The sequence below is a fragment of the Clostridium tertium genome (assembly GCF_902652255.1).
Taxonomy (GTDB): Bacteria; Bacillota; Clostridia; order Clostridiales; family Clostridiaceae; genus Clostridium; species Clostridium tertium_A.
The window spans coordinates 87504-110671 of the sequence record NZ_CACRTO010000008.1 but is presented as its reverse complement, the minus strand read 5'-3'; the positions used below and the strand labels follow the sequence as shown (position 1 = coordinate 110671).

Here is a 23168-nt window from a genome sequence, read left to right as displayed (position 1 = left end):
ATTATTTCTCCTTATTATCAATAGATTGTGATAACTGTATATCAGTTTCTTTAAAGCTTACATAAACTGTAGATAAATCCTCATACATAGTGTTAAGACCTTCAATATAGTCAGTAAATGTATTTGATATATTTTCACATTCCTTAAAAAAGGCCTTACTACTTCTCCCATTCCAATTATCTTTTAATTTATTATTAACTCCGTTAATTTTTTCTTTAATAGTATTCATATTTCCAGCTATTGTACTAATACCTGAAATAGCATTTTCAAAGGCTTCATAATTTACTAATACTTCTTTACTCATAGTTCCTCCTTTAACTTAATTTATTTTTAAAAATAGGGCTGTTCGTAAACAGCCCAAATTAAGAATTAAAAATGAAGAATTATTGATGTATTTCCCACAGAATTGTCAAAATTAAGTTCTTTTTAAAACTCCTTAGGGAGTTTTTTCATTAATTTTTCATTATTCATTCTCAATCTTTCATTGTGCAAAATCACCCTTCTATTCTTCTGTATTATCAACAATGTTTTTTCTTTTTTTCTTTATAATAAATATTGCTGATATAATTACTATTACTATTGCTACTGCTATACCTATAATAGGATAAGATGTTGTTTTATTATTTAATACTTCCGAAACTATATTTTTATTTTTAATTTTAAAACTCAAAGTTTCTACTGTATCATTACCAGCTTCATCAGTTGCTTCCATAGTAACTTCATAATCTTTAACTTCATTAAACTTTAAATCTAAAACTTGTTGTCCATTTTCTTCCTTAACATCTCCTATAGCAGCTTCCCCATTTACTACTACGCTCTTTATTTTATCCTGAGGATTTTTTAATTTAACTGCAGCTGATTTATTTTCGTAATATGTCTTTCCATCTGCTACTCCATCTACTATAAATTCAGGCGCTGTTTTATCTATGATAAATTCCACACTTATTTTTTTTATATTATTTGCTTTATCTTTTACTTCAATATATAAAACATGCTTTCCTTCAGTAGTTATTGGATCTCCCATTTGATAATCCTCTCCATCTAGAATTAAAGAAATAATACTATAATCAGTTAAGTCTTCTATAAAGAATTCTGGTGTCAAATCTTCATTAAAATATTTACCTGATAATGCTTCTTTAAATGTTACAACTGGACCTTCCTTATCTATTGAAAAAATAATATTCCTTAATAGAGTATTACTAGCTAAATCTGTTCCTAATACTTTAAGGTTATAATTATCATCCTTACTTATATTAGTACCTGATTCAAAAGGAGACCCATTTAATGATGCATTACTCTTATCCTTATCAAGATTTTTATCTGAAATATCATATTCTGGTTTCATATCTTCATTAAAGAATCCATTTAGTATTCCCTTTACTTTAACTTCTGGCAATGTTGTATCTACTGTAAACTTTATTTCTATTTCACTTGTATTATTAGCTTTATCCTTCGCATGAACTTTATAAGTATATTCAATTTCTTCTGATGCCATTGGAATATTTCCTGGATTAATACTTTGTCCATTTAATTCAACATAATCAATTTCATCTTCACTTACTGAAAGATTAAATTCTGGAGTGAAAATCTTATTAATAAACTCTCCATTTTTTATTACTCTACCTTCACCCCTAAATATTGGAGTAATAACAGGGGACGTTTTATCGATAGTGAGCTTTATTGATTTTACAGTACTATTTCCAGCCTTATCTATAGAGTTAACTTCTATCTTATAAACTCCTTCTCCAGTAAATGTATGTGCTATAGAAGCTACAGAGCCATTTATTTGGAAAGATCCAATATTATAATCTTTTTCATCTCTTGTAACTTTTATATTATTTACTGAATGATTTGTATCTGAGTTTTGAATGCTTATATACTTATCTAAATTGTAATGCCCATCATTCTCTACTCCAGATATATCTATACTTGGTGATATTTTATCTATTGTAAAAGTCAATACCTTTTTCTCTGCCTCATTACCTGCTTTATCCTTTGAATTTATTGTTAAAGTATAAATCCCATCTTCTTCAAAAAGTTCTTTACTATAAGTTGTCTTAGAAATTTCTTTACTTGAGTTAAAGTCTAAAGGTATTTCTTCTGAATTTCCTTTTCTATAAGTTATATTTACATTGTTATATTTATAATTTAATTCATCTACTATAATATCTATATCTTCTGGACTTGATAGATAACTATTGTTTAAACTATCGTAGTTTGATATTGATATTATAGGCTTTTTCTTATCTATTACAAACTCCATAATTATAGGCTCATCTATAGTGTTATTTAAGTAATCCTTTGAATTTATAGTTAATTTATATGAACCATCTTCTTTAAATGTATAATCATATATCCTTTTCCTTGGATTAGATTTATCTACCTTAAATCCACCTGTATCATATGATTTTCCATCTTTTAAAACAGTAATACTGTTTTCTCCTTGATTATCATCTTCTGTAATAATATTTATATCTTTGTCCACATTGTAGTGACTTCCATTTACAGATTTATCAAAAGTAACAATAGGCTTGTTTGAGTCTAGTGTTAGCTTAATTATTACTTCATCACCTTCGTTATTTGCTTTATCCTTAGAGTTTAATCTAATAGTATAAACACCATCATCCCAGTCCCCATTTTCTTTTTTAAATATATTTTTATCAATTTTAAATTCTCCACCTTCAAAAGTAAGTGCTTCCTTTATATCTACCTTACCATCTGAAGAAACCTTTGTAATATTTACAGTACTTGTAATACTATCACTATTAACATCCTCAATCTTCACAAGAATATCTTCCATACTTGTTTTAAAGGAATTATTTAAATCAGTATATTTTTCTACATTTATAATTGGTTTGCTTTTATCTATTACAAATGAAAAGTTTATAGGTTTTATTTCATTATTGCTTTTATCCTTTGAGTTTATTTCAATTTCATAAAGTCCTTCCTTTTCGAATGTATAGTTAAATATTCTTTTTGTATCATCTTTTTCATCTTTCTTAAATCCATCTACATCATAATTCAAACCATCTTTTAATACTTTTATAGTGTTTATATCATGATTCTTATCAGTACTTATTGCTGATAAGAATACATTTTTATTAAGAAATTCTTTCTTATTAATATCAACTCCACTTATATCCATCTTTGGCTCAGTTTTATCTATTGTAAAAGTAATATCAAAAGGTTTTTCTGGTTCAAAGCCAACAGCATCTTTTGACTTCACTTTAATTTCATAAAACCCTTCATCTTTAAATAAATAAGTGAATTTTCTTTGACCTTCATTAATATTAATAAACCCTTCAACCTCTAATGGTTTTCCATCCTTAGTAACTTCTATACTATTATTTTCATCTATTATATTTGAATCCTTTATATATATATCTACCTTTTTATCTTCTTTATAATAGCCTTTATCTTCTACACCAATCATTTCAATAATTGGTGAACTTTTATCTATTACAAACTCTATTATAATAGGTTCAATTTCATTTCCAGCCTTATCTTTAGATTTAACTTCTATATAATACTTACCTTCCTCTACAAACTTATAGGAAAAATCACTTTTAGTATTATCATTAATATCTTCTTTAAATCCTTCAACTTCAAGTTTCTTATTATCCTTTTTCACTATAATATCGTTAATATCTTGATTAGTATCTTTAGAACTTATTACTATATCCACATCTTCTTTGTTAAATTTTTTATAACTATTTACCTTTATTTCTGGTGCAGTATTATCTACAACAAAATTATATTCTTTTACTTCTAAAGAATTTTCAAATTCGTCTGTAGAGTTTACTATTATTTTATAACTATCATCTTCTGATATACTCTTATTTAATTGATATAACTTATTATTTACTTTAGTAAAGCTCCATAATTTTTTATCTTCCTCTACACCATTCTTAAATACATTAATTAGATTATTATCTGACATATTTTCATCTTCTAATAAAATTACTACTTCTTCATATGACTTAAAATACTGTATATCTTTGTTTAAATCTATCTCACCATATTTAGCAGTAATCTTAGGTGGCTTTGTATCAATTGAAAATTTAAAACTTTCTACTTTTCCTACTCTACCTGCATTATCTTCTGCTGTAATATTTATGTTATAATCTCCATCCCTTGAAAATTCATATTCTAAAGTTGCACTATTTTTACTGCCTTCATCTAATACAAATTCTAAGTCATCACTAGTGTAAGTTTCACCATTCCTTGTAACCTCTATCCTTAACTTTTCAATATCAAGTTCATCATTTTTAAGGCTAATATTATCATCTTTAACATTTATCCTTATATTTTTATTATCATCTTTATTTAATTTAGAATTTTCTTCTATACCTGTAATAGATATTTCAGGATCTATTTTATCTATAATAAAATCAAAAGTCTTAGGTTCACTTTCTTTAGAGTCAACAGCATTAATTACTAAGTTATGGCTACCTTCTCCTTCAATAATAATTTCAGAAGACTTCTCTCCTTTACTATTATCTAAAGTGGCCTTTACACCATCTAGTTCATAAAATGATTTACTATAATCTAAGGCATAGTTATCGCTAATCCTTATAATTACATCATCTTGATAATATTTATCATTATATACTTCATTTACTACTTCTATAGATGGTCTATTTTTATCAACTCCAAATTCTTTATCATCACTAAACTCTTTTCCTGTCTTATCTATTGCTCGTACTTCTATCTTGTATTTCCCATCTTCCTCTATAGAAATATTCGGTATATTCTTCCCATTACCCTTATATACTTCTTTTACATTATCATCTATTTCTTGTCCTTCTAATTTTTTATATAAGTTTACAATTACATTATTACTTTGTAAGTCCAAATCTTCTTCAGACAATTTAACTTTTATTTGGAAATGCTTATCATATATATCTTCTAGTAATTGAGATCCATCATCTAAAGAAAAGTTAATACTTTGGGTAGTTTTTATTCTTGTAATTGTAAAAATCTTCTCTTCTACTGGAATTTTTAACTCATTATCTTCTTTACCTTTTACTACTATCTCAAATATATCATTTTCATAAGAATTACTTAACATAGGAATTCTAACTTTATATTTCCCAGAAAATAAATTACTGTCCTCTAATACTTTTTCTATTACTATTCTTTGTAGGTCATTTGAATTTACTTTTGCATTTACATCAAATGGTATATCTTCATTAGTATTATCAGAGTCTAACTTTTCTGTTTTCTTATAATAATCACTTAGGTCTACTATTAATTCTAGTTTTTCACTTTCATTAAATATACCTGTGTACCATTTCTCTTTAAACTTATCCTTTGTATCCCACAGCTTATCTAAATATTGAATTTTTATACTACCGCTACTCATTGACCAAACAACTACAGATGCACTGTAAATTATAGAAACGGATAAAAATATAGCTAGAAAATTTCTAATTATTTTTTTCTTTCCCTTTAACCTCATCTCAAATCCTCCATATTTATTTAATATAATTATCTGAAGCAATTAATACTTCAAATTCTTTTATAAATTCCTCACTAAACCCATCATCTAATAGACTTGTTTCCTCTTCCAATAATCCTGTTTCCTCTTCCAATAAGCTTGTCTCTTCATCTAATAAACTCGTCTCTTCATCTAATAAGCTAGTACTTTCATCTATTACATCAGTTTCTTCCATAAATTCTGTAAATTCTTCTCTTAACAATGACTTATTATTAGGTATATTTATTGACTTTTCAAAAATTTCTTTGTTTTTTTGAATTAATAATTCAGTATCATTATATTTAGCTTTTCCCTTTTTCTTAGGTTCTTTTTTTATCTTTTCTTTTTTAGGTTTATTTTTACTGGAAGTAACTCTATATTTAAAGCCAAATAAATCACTTACTGTTTCTACTACATTACACTTAAAAAAAGCAATAATAGTTGTAATTAAAGTTATTATCATAAATGAAAGTCCTAAATAAAAGATAATCTGATAACTCATCTTCTCCTCCCTTATACTAAATAATTTCCAAGTTAATCATCCTACGTTTTACTCGTTTAAAATCTTCATTATTCTCCACATCCTCAATGCTTAAGGCTATATTATAGTAGTGCTTAGCTTGAGAGTAATCCTTTGTAGATTCTCCCCTTTCTTGTTCAATATCTAATAAAACATTAATCAATTTACTATATGCCCTAACACTATTTGGATACTTTGATATTACCGTCTTAAACTGTTCAATAGCACTTGGATATTCTTTTTTCTCTGAATATATATCTCCAATTTTAATTAAAATATCTTGTCTATTTGTTACTTCTAAATCTATTAAATCATTATAAAACTCTATAGCTGTATTAAAATATTTTTCTGCCTCCTGCTTGTCCCCTAAATTACTTCCTTTACTATGGTATGCTTGGGCTAACTTCTGACGAAATTGAACTTCATATTTTAAATTTAATTCTTGATTATCAATATTGGATAATGTCATATCAGCTTTATCAACAATTTCAATTGTCTTATCATTTGCATTTTCTATTTGCCCTTTATATGAACTATATATATTAGACAAAGAATTATAGTTTTCCAATTTTCTTTCATTATTAGGTAATGAATCAACATAATTTTCAAAGCTAATAAGTTGTTCTTTTAACTCTCCATAATTTGTATTCATATTACTCATACTTTCTGTAATAGGAATATAGTACTTAATATCTGGAATTTTACCTTTATTAATTTGATTGAAATATTTTAATGCTAAAGGATAATTTTTATTATCTAAATAAGTAATGGCTAATTTAAATAGTACTTCATTATTTTTATTAACATTGCCATATTTATCATTTATATATCCTTCTATTTTACTTATTCCAGTATTAGCATCATCCATATTTATATATAAATCCAATATTGTTATATATGCTTCGGATGCACTACTATCTACTTCAGTTATAGCCTTATCAAGGATCTCAATTGCTTTAACATTTTCTCCTACCGCAATAAAGGTTCTAGCTTCATTTATATACTTTTTATACTGATCTAACTGACTACCTTTCATTCCTTTATATCCTATAAATGTAACTGTAGAAGATACTATAAATAGTATAAAGCTAATTAAAAATAAACTTATTTTCTTAACTAGACTTTTTCTATAACCTTGGGTAAATTTATTTATATTTTTTAAATCAGATAGTAAATCCCTTGAAGATTGATATCTTAAATTAGGATCTTCTTTAATACACTTGCCAATTATATAATCTGTCCCTTCAGAAATTGAAGAATTTATTGATCTTAATGGTGGTAAATTTCTATTATCTTTAAATTTTTCTCCGGATAAAAGTTGATATAGTGTAACTCCTAAACTATAGATATCAGTTCTTTGATCTGCTCTCTTACTTAATACTTGTTCAGGTGCTGCATAGGTACTTGTACCAAAATTTTTAACATTTGAATTATCTTCTGTAATGGATATTCCAAAATCAATTAATTTTATCTTCCCCTCTGGTGTAAGCATAATATTATGTGGCTTCATATCTCTATAAATGATAGGCTTTGGCTTTCTAGTATGTAGATAATCTAATACATCAGCTAATTGAATAGCCCAGTTTATAACTTCTGTATCTTTAAATCTTTTTTCCCTATCTAACTTCTTTTTTAGAGATTCACCTTCAATATAATCCATAACAACATAGATATGATCAATTCCTTCTATAATGTCATATATCTTTGGTAGATTCGGATGATCTAATAAGGTTAATAAATCAGCTTCAGCCTTTAAACATTCTAATAATACTTCATTATTTATCTTGTTATCTTTTCTTATATCCTTAAGTACTACAGATTTATTTAGTCTATTATCTGCTGCTAAATAAATAATACTCATTCCACCTCTATCAATTTCCTTCAATATCTCATATCTATCATCTATTAGTGTTCCAATATTTAACAACTATTTCACCTCTGCTTATTATGAAACCTCAACTATAATTGAAGTTATATTATCTCTTTCCCCTCTTGCCATTGATAAATTCACCATATCTCTTGATATACTATTACTCTCATTTATTTCTTTATTGTATATATAATTTTTAAACTCTAAATCATCAACACTTTTATAAAGTCCATCTGATGCTAATAAATACTTATCAAATTCTTTTACTTCACCAATAGAATAAACTGGTTCAATATCTTTTCTAACACCAATACATTGGAGCAATACATTTCTTTTATAATGCTTACTACCTTCTTCTTTAGTTAAGTTTCCATTATCTATTTCTCTTTGCACAAAGGTTTGATCTTTAGTTAATTGATAGATATTATCTTGAATTAAGTAAATTCTGCTATCCCCAACTTGACAAATATAATATTTATTACTTACAATAATTAACAAACTCAATGTTGTTCCTAATTGTTCACCCTTCTCTATTCCATAATTAATTATCTTTTCATTAATCAAACTAATTTGATCATTAATTAAAGTAAAAATTTCATCATCAGTTATATTTAGAAAGTCAATATCAGAAAATTCATTATCAAACCATATAGATAATCCTCTTACAACTGTACTACTTGCAATTTCACCACTTGATAATCCTCCCATTCCATCACATACTCCAAACATACCTATTCTTCCATATTTACTTTTTGCAATTTTAATAATTAATGCATCCTGATTATTATCCTTAACTAATCCCTTATCTGTATAATAATCAATCTTAACTCTCATTCTATACTCAATCCCTCTCCCCTTTAATTATTAAAGAAAAATGGCTCTGTCGCACTATCAACTCTAATTAAGAGCTCAAAATTAAAAATAAAATAGTATTCATTCTTAATTTTACATTGTACGACAGCGCCATAAATATTAGTCTAACTCTTCAATACTTATATTTGTATGACTCTTTAAAATTCTACCTATTTTCATCCTATTTTCATCACTAACGTAAATATAATTTCTTTTCTCTTCTCTCTTTTGACTATAGTCATAAATCACTTCTTTTTTGCTGTTTTTTTCTAAATATTTTATTTTTTCTAAAGGATATCCTTGAATATTGAAACACTTTAAAGGATTGCTATACTCTATTTTAGTAATATTATCAAACCTTATGTAGATTTCCTCCATTCTTCTTCCCATTTTATCTTCTCTATCTATTGATTCATAAATTAACCTAATTCCCTCTGAATCATAATTTATTATTAATGGGACTGATTTATATCCCTCTTTACCACTAGTTGCTGATAAAACACTTGTAAAAAATCCCACTGGTATAACTAATGATCTTATTAATAATCCAAATGAAAATCCTTCACCTATAAGAGAAATTAAAAACATTATTACTGCAATTACAATTCCTATTATCATAATAACTCTTATTACTGGTTTCTCTGATTTTCCTTTAACATATATTTTATTTAAAAGTTCAACTTGACCTAATGTATTCTCCAATTTAATCTCCTTCTTTTTAAATGGGGCTGTCACACAAATAGCCCAGTTGCTGTCGCACAATGGAAAATTAAGAATTAAGAATGAAAAATTAATGAAAAAACTCCTCTGAGAGTTTTAGAAAATAATTAATTTTAGTAGTTCCATAGGAATTACATTAATAATTCTTAATTTTGGTTGTTTGTGCGACAGCCCCTTTCATTATGTGACAGCACCATCAATTAATGTATTTTTATGAAAATGATTTTGCTAGTTCTGCATCAGTTTGTTCAATAGCTTGTGCAGCACCTTGCATTTGTTGTGCAATCCCCTCAACTGTTGGTGGGAATTGCTCTTTGAATAATTTATAAAGTTCCTCAAAACTTATTACGAAACTACTTTGAGCAGCCCCTTCCCAGTTGTTAGTAACTGTATCTACTCTTTGCTTAAGAGCATTAAGTTGATTCTCTAACTCCTGTGCAGTATTGCTAATAAAAGTTGCACCATCATATAACTCCTGCGGAGTCATTCTAATTTGTGACATTTTAACCCCTCCATACATAGTATATATTATTAAATCTGCTTAGCAGAGTTTAACCTAATTAAATATTTAATTTTTTCGATTCATTAACTATACTTTCAAACTCTCCACTGGCAATCCTTAACATTTCATTAAGTATTGCAATGGTCTCCAAATATAAATCAACATTTTTAACCCAATCTTCATTTATATTATCAAAATAAGTTTTTCCAGCAATTGAATTCCATCCACCCTCTTTAAGGTTTTCTAATGTCTTTACTAAAGTGTTCTTTAACACTTTTATATTATCTACTGAAGTCTTATATTTTTCTCTAGTTCCATTTAAAACCTCTATATTAACTTCAAATTTATCCATACTTGCTCCTTTAATTCTTGAATAAATTCTTGATTTTAACTAATCTTTAAAATTCTCTTTACTAAATGTCATTAAATAATTTATTATATTTTTTTGCTTTATTAATATTTTCTTTAGCCTTATCTTCATCACCTAGTTCTTTATATATTGAAGACCTAATAGCATATATGTCTCCATTTTCTTCTTTTAAATTTTCTATATAGTCTAATAATTCCAAGGCCTTTTTATAATCTTTTGTATCCTTGTAACAAAGTACTCTAAACATAAATATATTTATATTTGTTGGATCTGCTATACTTAAATTTCTAAATACTCTCTTACAATAATCATATTGCTTTTTAGCCTCTTCATATTTTCCTAATTTATTTAGGCTTAGTCCTTTATAATACATAGCTGCAATTATATACTCAACTTCTCCCTCTTCTTTTTCTGATAAAAAGCTAGCTTCTTTTAAAAGATTTGAATAATCTTCAATTGAAAGATACACATTCATTAAGAAATATCTAGCTTCATAATCAACCTCTTCTTCCTCATAAGAAATGGCACTTTTCAAAGCCTTTACCACCTTATCATTATCTTCTTTTTGTGCATATATTTTAGCCATTTCAAACTCTAAATTCCTTATTTCTATTTCGAATCCATCCATTAATTTAACTTCTTCTATCATCTTTAAAGCTAGGTCATAATTACCTTTTAAATTTTCCAAATTAATTTTATCGTATATAAATGATACATCCTTTGGAAAAAGTTTTATAGCTTTATCAATAATTTTTTCTGCCTCTTCATAATTTTCTTGAGCGCAATATATTTCAAATTTATAATGATAACCTTCAAATATATCAGGGCAAAAATCATTTACTTCATCAAGTGCCGCTAGTGCTTCATCATAGTTTTCATTTTTCATAAAGGCTACTACTTGCCTAATTCTATACTCTGCATTAAATTTATCCATACTAATAGCTTTTGTATAATTTCTAATTGCAAAAGGATAATTTTCAGCTTCTTCATACAACATCCCTAAATTAAAATAAAGACTAGGATCATCATATCCATAAGAAACTGCTTTATTATAGTTTTCTAGTCCTTTTTCAAAGTTATCTTTCATAAAAGCAATATTTCCTAGTTCAAAATAAACCATAGGATTACCCTTATCTAATAAAATAACCTTTTTAAAATATGTCTCAGCCTCATCATAGTTCTCCATAGCCCCATATGCTCGTCCTATGTTGAAATATGTCTCTATATCATTAGGATCTGTTTTATTTGCTTTTGTAAAATATTTAATAGCTTCTTCATACTTTCCACTAGCTAACATCATTCCACCTAGTTGATTTAATTCAAGTATTTCTGGAGCATCTTCTAACTCAATACCCATACTTTCCTCCCTCCTGACTTTCTACCATTCATCAGTTATTTCTATTTTTTTATTAGTCTTATCTTCTAATAACCTCATTATTTCTTCATTTTCATAATAGTACATATATATATTAAAACTTTCTGATGATTTACATTTATTTTTTCTTTTTACTTCCCCAGTAGCTCTATCATTATAGTCTACATTATAAAATGTTCCATAAACCTTCAATTCAAAACTCTTAGGATTATAGGTTATTTTAATTATTTTTCTATACTCTATTTCACACCCTCTACATAATGAATATCTATCATACTCTTTATCATAATAAGTATATTTAAAAATATCATTATCAAATATAACTTCATCAAAAAAAGTACTATCTACATCGTTGTTACACACTTTAAATCTCATATGCCTATAATAAAATAAGTTAGGTACACTAAATAAAATAGTAAATACCAAAGTTACAGTTAAAAGCATTATTTTATCTATTTCTCCATTAAATCCAAAAGAGTTTATTTCAAAATAATATGATGCTATCGCTGCTAATAAAATTGTAATTATCAGTATTATAATCATTACTATTGATGCTTTTCTCCATTTTGGGTGCTTACTTCTATGTTTTCTTATTACTTTTGTTCTTAGCTTTTTATCTGTATCAAAGTGTTTTATCATAAATAATTCACCCTCTACCATTCATCAGTTATTTCTATTTTTTTATTACTCTTTTCTTCTAATAACCTCATTATTTCTTCATTTTCATAGTAGTACATATATATATTCATATGTGGGGAGATCTTATTTTTATTTTTATAATATACCTCCATAGTTGATCTATCTTTGTAAGTTACATCATAAAACTTTCCATATACTCTTAACTTATATGACCTTGGATTATAATCTATTTTTTGAATATTTCTATAATCTATTTCTCTTCCTCTAGCATAATCACCTTTTTCAGAATCTGTTGTATAATAACTATCTATTAGTTTATCTTGATCAAATATAAGACTTTCTAATATATGATAGTCAACATAATCATTACATACTTTAAATCTCATATGCCTGTAATAAAATAAATTTGGTAAGTTAAATGTAAAAGTTAATATAAGAAAATAAAATATAAAATCAACTATAAAATCATCTGAAGAGTTTCTATTTAAATAGTATGATAATATTCCAGATACTATTGTTAAACTTAATAATAGTATTATCATTATTACTGAAGCTTTTCTCCATTTTGGATGATTACTTCTATGCTTTCTTATTACTTTTGTTCTTAGCTTTTTATCTGTATCAAAGTGCTTTATCATAACTACCTTCCTTTTTATTTAATTAACTATTTATATATTATTGTATTTTTATTAAAAATTAACTATTGGTATATGTTTTATATTGATATTAAAATCTAATTTATTAAATTTCATAGGCTTAACATTATTTCCAGTTATTAAATCTATTTTTTTACTAAAATCCTTAGGAAGATTTATTAATTTATATACGTTAGGATGAAAAATCTTACCTCTTTTTTCTTTTACAATAGTGTTTTCTGCAAGCTCATAAACTGTATTTATCTTTTGAGTCCCTTTTACTATAAACTCTTTAAATTTTCCACCTTTTATTTTTTGATCATTGATTTTCTTGAATTTTTCTGTATAACAATCCTTTATATAGTTTTTAATATTAATAAGTCCCTCTTTAGAGGCATTTTTCATTATTCCTTTTGACCTATTTCTCTTCAATGTATCTGCTGATAAGAGCTCTTTAAATACCTGTGTACCTTGTTTAAAAAATGCTTTTTTATATCCTATTAATCCTTTAAATTCTCCCCATAAGGTTCCTAAGCTTTTAAAAACTTCTCCTCTAAATTTACCATCATTTTTTAAAGAAACACATCCATTAAAAAAGCTTTTAGGATTCATTTTCCATATAGTTCCATCATCTTTAATAGACCGAATCATAAATTTTTCTCCAACTATACCAACACTATTTTTCTTACCAGTTGTTCCAAAGAGAGTTTTCAAAGAATTCAAATTTTTCTTTTTCCCAAATTCTACAATACTTTTACCTATTTTTCCAATATCCTTGCCTAAAACTAAAAGGCTTACTACTCCATCAGTAAAATCCCAAGCTCTAGCCAATTTAGAAGCAAATTTACTATTTGAGCTTTCCCTAAGATGACCAGAGAATGAGTCTATTTTCCCATATCTATGTGCCCATGCTGGATCTTCTCCATTATTGTTATACGCCTTATAATTGTAATAGCTTTTAGTAAGGGAATTATATATAGTTATAACCCCTGCTATTATTGCAATAACTCCAATCCCTGATACAAATAATCCTGCAATGGTAGCTGCTGCTAAAAGTGCAGATCCTATAGCTTTAATAATATATTTCCCTCCGCCAGTTCTATACCAGATTTCCATATGATCATAAAAATTATCCCATTTATTTTTTATATGATTAAAAGCACTACTTACCCATCTTCCAAGTTCAGTTGAATTCACAAGATTTGTTCCAAGCCATGTAAAAAATTCTGAAACAGGAGATATATTCAATCTAGACTTATTATTATTCTTGAAACTTTTATATAAAGTGTTTATTCTTTTTGCAACTCCCTTATCAGTTTCTTTTACATTTTCTGAAAACTTTTTAATTTCATCTGAGAAATCTTCTAGACGTTCTATTTTCTTTTTTAATAGTGATTGCTTAGTATTTATATATCCTACTGAGCTGGAGGTTAAATTACTATGACCTCTAGTCAATTTATCTAAATATTTTATTGGTTCTTTTGATAATCTCTCTGAATAGTTAGTTAAGTCCTTGGCTGCATTTTTACTATACCTACTAACACTACTTAGCTGACTATAACTAATTTTCAATTCACTCATAATAACCTCTTTGATATTTATTATTTTCAATTTCAGCTAGCTTTCTTATATACCTCTCTCTAGCATAAGAAAGATTAATTTCTAAACTTCTTATCTTTCCTTTTATCTCATCTATCTTTAAGCCTATATTAGAAATTTCTGTCCTTAAATTCGATATTGCATATGAGCTATAATAATCTTCATCGTAGGATTTTTCCTTTAATGAAACTAAGGTATCTACAATCTCTTCTTCATTTCCACCTTTTATTGCGTAATTTATTTGCACATTTATTTGATTAATTTTTCCATTATACTCTGATATATTTCCTGCTACATTTCTGTATATCGTAATTACATAATTTATCTCTCTTAATCTTGATTTATAATCATTCAATAGTTTCTTATTACTTCGTATATTTTCTTCTATTGTTGATATTTCTCCAATTATTGATGATAAGGACATAGTTTTTTCACCACCTATAAATTTACCCTTCTCTAGCTTGGTCAATTGCTCTACTTACTTCTCTATCAGCTTCAATATATGCTGCTTCAGATTCCACAAGAGAATCATAAAAGTCATATAAAGTTTCTTCAATATCTATAATTGCTCTATTTAGTACTGTATATTTGTTTTCAAAGGCATTCCTAGACTCTCCAACCCAAGTCGATAATAACTGAGTAGTAGCTGTTTCTATGTCATTTTTAGAGTTAGTTAACTCTTCTATCATTGTTCTAATTTGTTTTGAAGCCTCTTTTAATTCCGAGGTGTCTAGTTTATTTACTTGTTCCGACATAACATCCTCCACTTAACCATAATGGTATTATATTTATATAATACCATTATATCTCTTTTTTGGAAATATATTATACCAATATTTTTACTTTCTTTATTTCACTTCCTTCAATTTTATAAACATCATCATCTCCTAGCTCCTTTTTAAAGTTTCTAACGACATTTAAAGGAATATCAAAAACTTTGTTTTGATTTAAGTCATCAAATAAAATTGCATTCTTATCTTCTTTAATAAGTTTTAACAGCTCTGGTGCATTAAATCCTATTGTTTCATTTTCTATATTGCTGAATATAAAGGATACCTTATAATTTCTATACTGCTTCATAATCTTTTTATACATATCCATTACTGATTTATTAGAACTTGCATCATTTACAGCATCCATGTTATTACAAATAATTATAATTAAAGGCTCTCTTTCTAAAGACTCAATTCCATATTCCAATACTTTTCTTTGTCTTACTATTAACTCTTCATATACCTCTTCAATAATTGAAGTAAATTCACTATACAAAATTGAGTATTTTTCTACAAACCCAAAATCATCTAAAAATCTATAATCTTTTTCTATATTATCTACTGCATAAACTATTGTAGGATATGTCATTATAGAAGCTCGTACACCATTAATTAAATTTTCTATAACTTTATTTTGTGCTTTTCCAATCTTACCAATTAAAGATAAACTACCTATCTTCTCCATATCCAATATTTCAAGATCTATACTTTCATAATTTAATCCTAAAATAATATTATTCTTTGATAATACTTTAGTATTGTAATTATTATTTAAATATTCTCTAGTTAATACCTTTGGTATCTCTGGTATTCTTCTTGCTCTTTCATATCTATTAATTTCATTAATTTCATTTATAAACTTTCTCATATTCTGTACTCTATCTATTTCCTTATCTCCACTAAAAGCTAAGTAATTTTGATATTCATACACCACTTTATCTATAGAAATAAGAGCTCTTCCTGGTACATTTTTAGGCTGCATCCTACATCTATCGAACATTGAACCATATTCCCCAGTATCATTACAATATAATGCAACTCTTCTTCCGAAGTTAGACATATATTTAAAGCCAACTCCATTTGTTTGTGAGTTTGCAATTATCATTACTATTCCTACAGCAACTCCATCTCTACAAACATTCAATAGTATTTCCTCATATTCTGGATATAACTCTTTTAATGCAGTAAAGTTATCAATTAAAATAATTATTTGTGGTAACTCTCTATATCCTGCTTCCTTATAAGATATAAAGGAGCTTATTCCTAAGTCTGAAAGAACTTCTCTTCTTTTATTAATTTCACTTTTCATCATTTTCATAAAAGTTTTAAGTTTTTCATCTTCTGAAGATGTTATTACTCCACCTACATGATTTAATTCATCAAAGTTTCTTAATATCATTGAAGCAAAGTCTAATATATAAATATTGACTTCATTTGGTGTATATATCTCTGTAGTTGTACGTATTATCGTTTGTAATAAGCTTGTCTTCCCAAATTGTGATGAACCTACAATAAACAAGTTATTTTCAGATATATTTAATATAACTTTATCTTGAAGTTGGTGAGTAGGATCATCATAAATTCCAATAGGAATCTTAATTTCTAAATCACTTTTTTCAATTTTCTCTATATCTTCTAATAATATATTTTCAGGTAAAGGTGGAAGGCATATTCCATTTAATCTTTCTATATTTTTTTCTATACAATATGATGAAACATAATCTACTATAGCTTCAAGCTGAGTTTCATCACTTTCTCTGTTTTTCTTTTTTTCTTGTTTAAAGGCTAGTTTTCTTTTTCCCCATGGTGACACTTCACTTATTTCAAATTCCTTTGTGTTTCCTATATAATCATTAATTGCTGGTGCCCCACTATAAGCTGATTGAAACAACTCGAAAATTTCATTATTTCCAACTTGAAGGTATGCCCTACCTGGCTCCTTAATTTCTGCAGCTAAAGGAGTTTTTATTACTTCTTTACTATCTTGTTGATTTTGTACTTTTAAGCATAACTTAAATTTAGAGTTACTCCATATTTGTTCATCTATAACTCCTGAAGGCTTTTGTGTTGCTAGAATTAAATGAACCCCTAAACTTCTACCTATTCTTGCAGCACTAATAAGCTCTTTCATAAACTCAGGCTGATCACTCTTTAGTTCTGCAAATTCATCTACTATTAATATAAGATGTGGCATTGGTGTTTCTACTTCCGCATTTTTAAATTTTTTAATATAAGCATCAATATGATTTACACCTGCTAAAGAAAATAACTCTTGTCTTTTCCTAAGTTCTGCCTTAATTGAAAGTAATGATCTTGTAATTTCTCTTCCATCTATATTAGTAATTGCACCCATTAAATGAGGTAAGTCCTTAAACTGATTTACCATTCCTCCACCTTTAAAGTCTATTATTACAAAGCCTACATCATAAGGATGGAATATAGTTGCCATAGATAAAATATAAGTTTGAATTATCTCACTTTTCCCTGAACCCGTTGTTCCTGCTACCAGTCCATGAGGTCCATGATTTTTTTCATTTAAATCTAAGTAAATTACTTTATTCTTTGTCTTTACTCCTAATGGAGCTGCCATGCTTTTATAAATCATAGATTCAGTCCATCTTTTTTCTAAGTCAATTTCATCAACATTTACAATATTTAACAATTCAAATAATGATATTGTTTTAGTTAATTGACTTTCTAAGCTAACATCATCAATGTAAACAGCCGCAAGCCTTAAAGCTATTTCATTAAAATCTAAATTACTTAATGATTTACAAGTGAAATCTTCACTTTCTTCTCCATTATTACATTGAATTTTACTTATACTATTATCCTCATTAAATTTAATAATCTCTGTACATCCCTTTGGTAATAATTCTTCATATTTATTTAAAAATATAAATGTTACTCCATAATCACTTGCATTCTTAATGTATTTTGATATTGGATGATTTGCTATTCCTTTATAATCTATAATAAATATTATGAAATGCTCATTAGTACTTTTCTTTTTTTCTGAATTATCCTTTCTTCTACCAAGCTCTATAAAAATATATTCAAATAATATATTTTTACTTTCTTCATCATATATTAAATTTCTAATACCTAAGTTATCATTTTGTACATGCTTAATCCATCTTAGCCAGCTAAAGCTTTTTATATCTTCCTCATCAAATATATAGAAAAGCTTAACATCTTTATAAAATTGTCTACTTATTATATCTATTGTAAGGGTATTAATAAAATCACATAACTCTTCATGCTCGCCAACAACACCAATTGAATTTGCTTTTTTAAGTTTAGATATTATAGGTCCATTACTGATATATCTATATTTTTCTTCAATACCTGCTGGAAGCTCCCTTAATTTATCCTTTGTATTCTTAAATTCATCTGCTTTATATTTAATCTTGCAAGGTGCTAATATTTTTCCTTCCCCTAATCTAATATCTAGGAAATCTTCATCTCCTATATCTCTATCAAATAGTTCTTGATTAAAACTTTCTAAATTATATATATTTTCATCAATAGGCTTATATAATTTATTTAATATATCCTCTTCTTTTTTTCTAGATTCCTGTATCTGTCTCTCTTTTTCCTCTATATACTCTAAATATACTTTTTTTCTTTCCTTAACTTCCTTTTTATACTCTTTCTTACTTACTATAGCTGTCATTATAGACATTAATATCCCAATAGACATAGTTGCAACGCTATATAACACAAAGGAGCTTCCCCCTCCCATAACACCTCTAAGGACTACAGTAACTCCAAGCATAGCAAGGGCTGGAATAAGTGTCATAACTAAATTTTCTTTTGGTTTTTGTGGCTCTTGATCTGGCATAAGAACTTCAATTTCAGAATTTGGAATTATATATTTAACTCTACTTTTTCTATTAAATTTAGGATAATTCATTTTATTACTTGAATATAAATCTTCATAAATTAGCCCATTTATCCTTACATTTTCATAAATATCTGTATATAATTTATTTTCTTTAAAATAAAAGTAATATCCTACTATTGTGAAAAAATCATATTCTTTTAATTCTTTCACCTCATCTATTTTTTCTGTATTTACATACAATCCATATTTTGTGTTATTATCTTGAATATAAAACTTACCATCTTTTAATGTTAACTCTACATTCCCTATGTTAAAAAGAGGATCAGAAATATAGATATTATCTATTTCATTGCTACCAATTGTAAGTTTATTAATATTATCTAAATTAATAATTCTATTATATTTTCTTTCTACAGTATCAAAATCAATAAAGAAATTAAGCTTAAATAATTCACCATTAAAGTTTTCATACTTAACAAGTATTTCATCACCATACTGTAATTCTTTAGTATGTAATTTCATTATTCCATCTGTTGTAAAATATACATTTTCACCATCTATTAACTTCCATGAACCTTCTGTCATTAGTATTTTAAATTCAAAGTCTTCAAAAAACCTTTCTCTACTAAACCTAACTTGACAGCCCTTTGTTGTACCAATTTTTACAATAGTAGTCTCGCTATCAGATAGAATATATTCCCTATATATATCTTTTGACCATATAACTATTTTGTATCTATTATTCACAATATCCCTCCACTAAACTACATTTATAATAGAGCCATCCCTAATTTTATACTCCTCTAATGTTCTATTCCCTCTTAATAAAGCAATAGGATTTTCTGTTCTTAAAAACACATCCATAATATTTTCTGTATTTATATTTAAGTTATATGCTTTATTTAATGCTAATACTAAATCATTTGCTGTAATATCAAGTGGTATCTCTATATCAATTTTTTTATTTAACTTATGAATATATAAAATAACAATAACTTTATTCATTCTAATCTCCTATTCAAAAATAAATGCTAGCTTATTTATTTTCTTACAACTTGCTAAGAAAGATAAATCAATATTTTCTTCTTTAAACTCCTCTATATATTCAGAGATAGTACATCCCTTAATAAAATCATCATCTATTAGATAATTTTTTTTATCCTCTTTATACTTATTACATATAAAGATAAACTTATTTGTATTAGAGCTATCAATGTTGTATTGCAACGAACTTAATTTTATAGCATCTGCTTTACTCTGACCTGTGATTATTGCAACCTTATCGCAATAACTCATTAAAATTGATTTTTCATTAGTAAACTCTGATGAAGTATCAACAATAATATAATCATATTTTCCACTTTCTTTTATTTTCTTTATCATAAAGCTATAATCTTTCATATTAATATTTATTGAAGATAGTGCTTGTCTAAAAGGTAGTAAATAGTCAATTATTTCACTTCTTACCCCCTCATCCAAGTGCTCTATTAATTCCTGAGTATTATTCGTAATATACTTTTCAAAACTTGTATCACAGTACTCTTTTTTACTTAGCAAAAAGTTAAAACTTTGAAGTATATCAGTATTAATGTATAATACTCTTTTATTTATCATTTTTAATGCACTACCTATTCCAAAGGAAATTGTTGTCTTTCCTATACCACCTGAAGGTGAGTAAACCATAATAACATTTCCCTTACTTGAATCATTAGTAACATCTAATACTGAATTATTAATAACCTCTGTATATATTTCCTTAACACTAGTGTATTTAAATATATTATGTATTTTCAAATCACCAGTAGCTTCATTTATAAGCTTATCTTCATTTAGCACAAAAATATTTTTAATATTATGCTTTCTAAAACCTTCATTAAATAGCTTTTCACTGATAATTAAGATATCTATTTCTCTAGGTAATGAAAAATACTTTTGTAAATAATCCATATCTGTTATAACACTTATTTCCGCATTATCATCAAAAGCCTCTACAAATTTTAATTCCAAAGGAATAAGATAGTTTTCATCAGAATCTATTAACATAATACTAGTCTTAGCCATACCATTCCCCTTCCTATAAATTAACTACTTTAAATTCTGAGTTAGCTAATTTAATTACATCACCAGGTTTTATTTCATTTTTCTTATTACCTTCTAACCTTCTTCCATTTAAATAAGTTCCATTTGAACTATCTAAATCAGTAATATAGAATTTATTATTTATTACTGATATTTTGCAATGCCTTCTACTTATGGCTTTATTAAAATTAATTACTCCATCAGAATAACCATTATTTGTTCCTATAATATACTCATTTTTCATTACATTTAAACTAAAATCAATTTGAGCATTTAAAGCAACTAACTTAATCAAGCTTTCATTTTCCATTAAAGTAGTTTCTTGAAATTCCTCTGATACATCTTCATATTCATGGAAAGTATTGTTATAGGTCGAATTATCCTTATCTTTTATTCTAGAAAATAGTCCACCTAAAATTCCTTTCTTTTTTTTATCATCTTTTATTAAAACCTTATTTTCCTCTATAGCTTTTTGATTTAAATCTTCTTCATAAGATTTTTTATAAATTTGAGCCTTACTTTTGTTTATTTCCATATTATTTAGCTCATCTATAACAGCTTCAATGCTAATATTATCTGTAAGAATATCTATTAATTTATTAATATTACTTTCATAAATTAGCTTACTATTTTTAATAGCTTCTACTATAGTCTTCTTTAATTCAAAGAAAAAATTATTTTCATTATTCATATTGTTATTTTTTATAGGTAAATAAATTAAGAAAACATCTAACTTATTTATATCTAAATAAATAGAATTTGTATTAAAAAGGATATTCCTATACTCAATAAATCCATTATCTTTTATAGCTACTAATATGTTTAACAATTTAATTAATATTTTTATGAATTTATCTATAGTCAAAGTATTTATTACATTGCTTAAAGCTAAATATTTTGATACATCATATATTAATTTAATTTTCCCATTAAAAAACACCTTATTGCATTTAATGAAACCACTTGAACTTTGATTTTTGAGAACCTTATATCCTATATCAAAAAAAACATCATTATTATCTAAAATATAATTTATATTCACATCATTTTTTATTCCTTCTGTTATATTCTCCACTTCGATCCCCCCCTAAAATTCCACCCAATTATATTAATTAGTTCTATTTTTGTTATTATATGTATATTATACATTTTATTTTCTACCCTTACAATAAATTGTTATAAAAATAAGAGAATAACGCTTTCAAATTTGTTATCCTCTTATTTTTCAATCTTTATTTACTTATTTATAACTTTACCCTGTAACCCTAAAATAATATCTAAGGTCTTATCATGTAAAGCCTCATCAAAACTTGCACATAGACTAGCATCTACTGTAATTTCTGCTTCTCTAAATTGTGATTGAAACATTACAAAATTACTTATTACACAGATATTAGTTACTACTCCTACTATTTCTATTTCACTTATATCATTTCCAATTTCTTCAGCTATATTAACCATATCTTTAGGAGATATACCAAAACCATACTTTTCATAATATAATGTATTCTTTCTATTTTTAAAATCTACGAGTCTTCCATATAACTCATGTCCCTTGCTTCCTTTAATACAATGGACTACCGGTAAATTCTTCCCTTCCCTTGTTTCTAAATAATCTTCTTCATGAGTATCATAAGTAAATAGCACTTTATGCCCTTCATTTAAATAACTTTCTACTTTATTATAAATATCATCTTCTAAGGTTACAGCCTTTTCAAACCCTAAAGCACCATCTACAAAATCCTTTTGAAAATCAATAACTACTAATAACTTCCCCATATCATATTCTCCTTCTCATTTATACTATAATCAATATATTCTTTTTATAAGATTATACCTTATCTTTTATATACTATTTAAACCATACACATGTATTTTAGTTTTACCTATTATAAATTATACCAATTT

The 23168-nt window shown here is 26.3% G+C and carries 19 protein-coding genes; all 19 read right to left on the bottom strand.

The window, feature by feature from the left end; translation table 11 throughout:
• Window position 1: 1 nt before the first annotated feature.
• A complete protein-coding gene (locus GPX08_RS03185; RefSeq protein ID WP_156625340.1) occupies window positions 2–304 on the bottom strand; it encodes a WXG100 family type VII secretion target in 303 nt (100 codons plus the stop codon).
• Window positions 305–502: 198 nt separating this feature from the next.
• Complete coding sequence (locus tag GPX08_RS03180) at window positions 503–5461, bottom strand: hypothetical protein (protein WP_156625338.1); 4959 nt, start codon at window positions 5459–5461, stop codon at window positions 503–505.
• A gap of 16 nt (window positions 5462–5477) precedes the next feature.
• Window positions 5478–5981: a hypothetical protein gene (locus GPX08_RS03175; RefSeq protein WP_156625336.1), complete on the bottom strand. Its 504-nt coding sequence runs from the start codon at window positions 5979–5981 to the stop codon at window positions 5478–5480.
• Between the two features lie 16 nt (window positions 5982–5997).
• Window positions 5998–7926, bottom strand: coding sequence for a protein kinase (locus GPX08_RS03170; RefSeq protein ID WP_156625334.1), 1929 nt, complete (start codon window positions 7924–7926; stop codon window positions 5998–6000).
• Window positions 7927–7944: 18 nt separating this feature from the next.
• Window positions 7945–8703 carry a serine/threonine-protein phosphatase gene (locus GPX08_RS03165; RefSeq protein WP_156625332.1) on the bottom strand — a complete coding sequence of 253 codons (759 nt, stop codon included), beginning with the start codon at window positions 8701–8703 and terminating at the stop codon, window positions 7945–7947.
• A 138-nt stretch (window positions 8704–8841) separates the two neighbouring features.
• Complete coding sequence (locus GPX08_RS03160; protein ID WP_156625331.1) at window positions 8842–9423, bottom strand: hypothetical protein; 582 nt, start codon at window positions 9421–9423, stop codon at window positions 8842–8844.
• A gap of 229 nt (window positions 9424–9652) precedes the next feature.
• Window positions 9653–9961 (bottom strand): WXG100 family type VII secretion target, encoded by a 309-nt coding sequence (locus tag GPX08_RS03155; RefSeq protein WP_156625329.1) that lies wholly within the window; start codon window positions 9959–9961, stop codon window positions 9653–9655.
• A gap of 40 nt (window positions 9962–10001) precedes the next feature.
• Window positions 10002–10295, bottom strand: a complete 294-nt coding sequence (locus tag GPX08_RS03150) for a hypothetical protein (RefSeq protein WP_156625327.1) — start codon at window positions 10293–10295, stop codon at window positions 10002–10004.
• Between the two features lie 61 nt (window positions 10296–10356).
• On the bottom strand, window positions 10357–11670 hold the full coding sequence (locus GPX08_RS03145) for a tetratricopeptide repeat protein (RefSeq protein WP_156625324.1): 1314 nt from the start codon (window positions 11668–11670) through the stop codon (window positions 10357–10359).
• A gap of 21 nt (window positions 11671–11691) precedes the next feature.
• Complete coding sequence (locus tag GPX08_RS03140) at window positions 11692–12327, bottom strand: hypothetical protein (protein ID WP_156625322.1); 636 nt, start codon at window positions 12325–12327, stop codon at window positions 11692–11694.
• Window positions 12328–12341: 14 nt separating this feature from the next.
• A complete protein-coding gene (locus tag GPX08_RS03135; RefSeq protein ID WP_156625320.1) occupies window positions 12342–12965 on the bottom strand; it encodes a hypothetical protein in 624 nt (207 codons plus the stop codon).
• 51 nt (window positions 12966–13016) lie between these two features.
• Window positions 13017–14543, bottom strand: coding sequence for a hypothetical protein (locus GPX08_RS03130; RefSeq protein ID WP_156625319.1), 1527 nt, complete (start codon window positions 14541–14543; stop codon window positions 13017–13019).
• Window positions 14536–14985 carry a hypothetical protein gene (locus tag GPX08_RS03125; protein ID WP_156625318.1) on the bottom strand — a complete coding sequence of 150 codons (450 nt, stop codon included), beginning with the start codon at window positions 14983–14985 and terminating at the stop codon, window positions 14536–14538. The genes GPX08_RS03130 and GPX08_RS03125 overlap by 8 nt, the downstream gene beginning before the upstream one ends.
• A 22-nt stretch (window positions 14986–15007) precedes the next feature.
• On the bottom strand, window positions 15008–15316 hold the full coding sequence (locus GPX08_RS03120) for a hypothetical protein (RefSeq protein ID WP_156625317.1): 309 nt from the start codon (window positions 15314–15316) through the stop codon (window positions 15008–15010).
• Between the two features lie 70 nt (window positions 15317–15386).
• Window positions 15387–19928 (bottom strand): type VII secretion protein EssC, encoded by a 4542-nt coding sequence (gene essC, locus GPX08_RS03115; protein WP_156625316.1) that lies wholly within the window; start codon window positions 19926–19928, stop codon window positions 15387–15389.
• 12 nt (window positions 19929–19940) lie between these two features.
• Window positions 19941–20186: a hypothetical protein gene (locus GPX08_RS03110; RefSeq protein ID WP_156625315.1), complete on the bottom strand. Its 246-nt coding sequence runs from the start codon at window positions 20184–20186 to the stop codon at window positions 19941–19943.
• A gap of 9 nt (window positions 20187–20195) precedes the next feature.
• Window positions 20196–21242 carry an AAA family ATPase gene (locus tag GPX08_RS03105; protein WP_156625314.1) on the bottom strand — a complete coding sequence of 349 codons (1047 nt, stop codon included), beginning with the start codon at window positions 21240–21242 and terminating at the stop codon, window positions 20196–20198.
• 13 nt (window positions 21243–21255) lie between these two features.
• Window positions 21256–22335: an FHA domain-containing protein gene (locus GPX08_RS03100; RefSeq protein WP_156625312.1), complete on the bottom strand. Its 1080-nt coding sequence runs from the start codon at window positions 22333–22335 to the stop codon at window positions 21256–21258.
• A 161-nt stretch (window positions 22336–22496) separates the two neighbouring features.
• Window positions 22497–23039, bottom strand: coding sequence for an isochorismatase family protein (locus GPX08_RS03095; protein ID WP_156625310.1), 543 nt, complete (start codon window positions 23037–23039; stop codon window positions 22497–22499).
• Window positions 23040–23168: the final 129 nt, after the last annotated feature.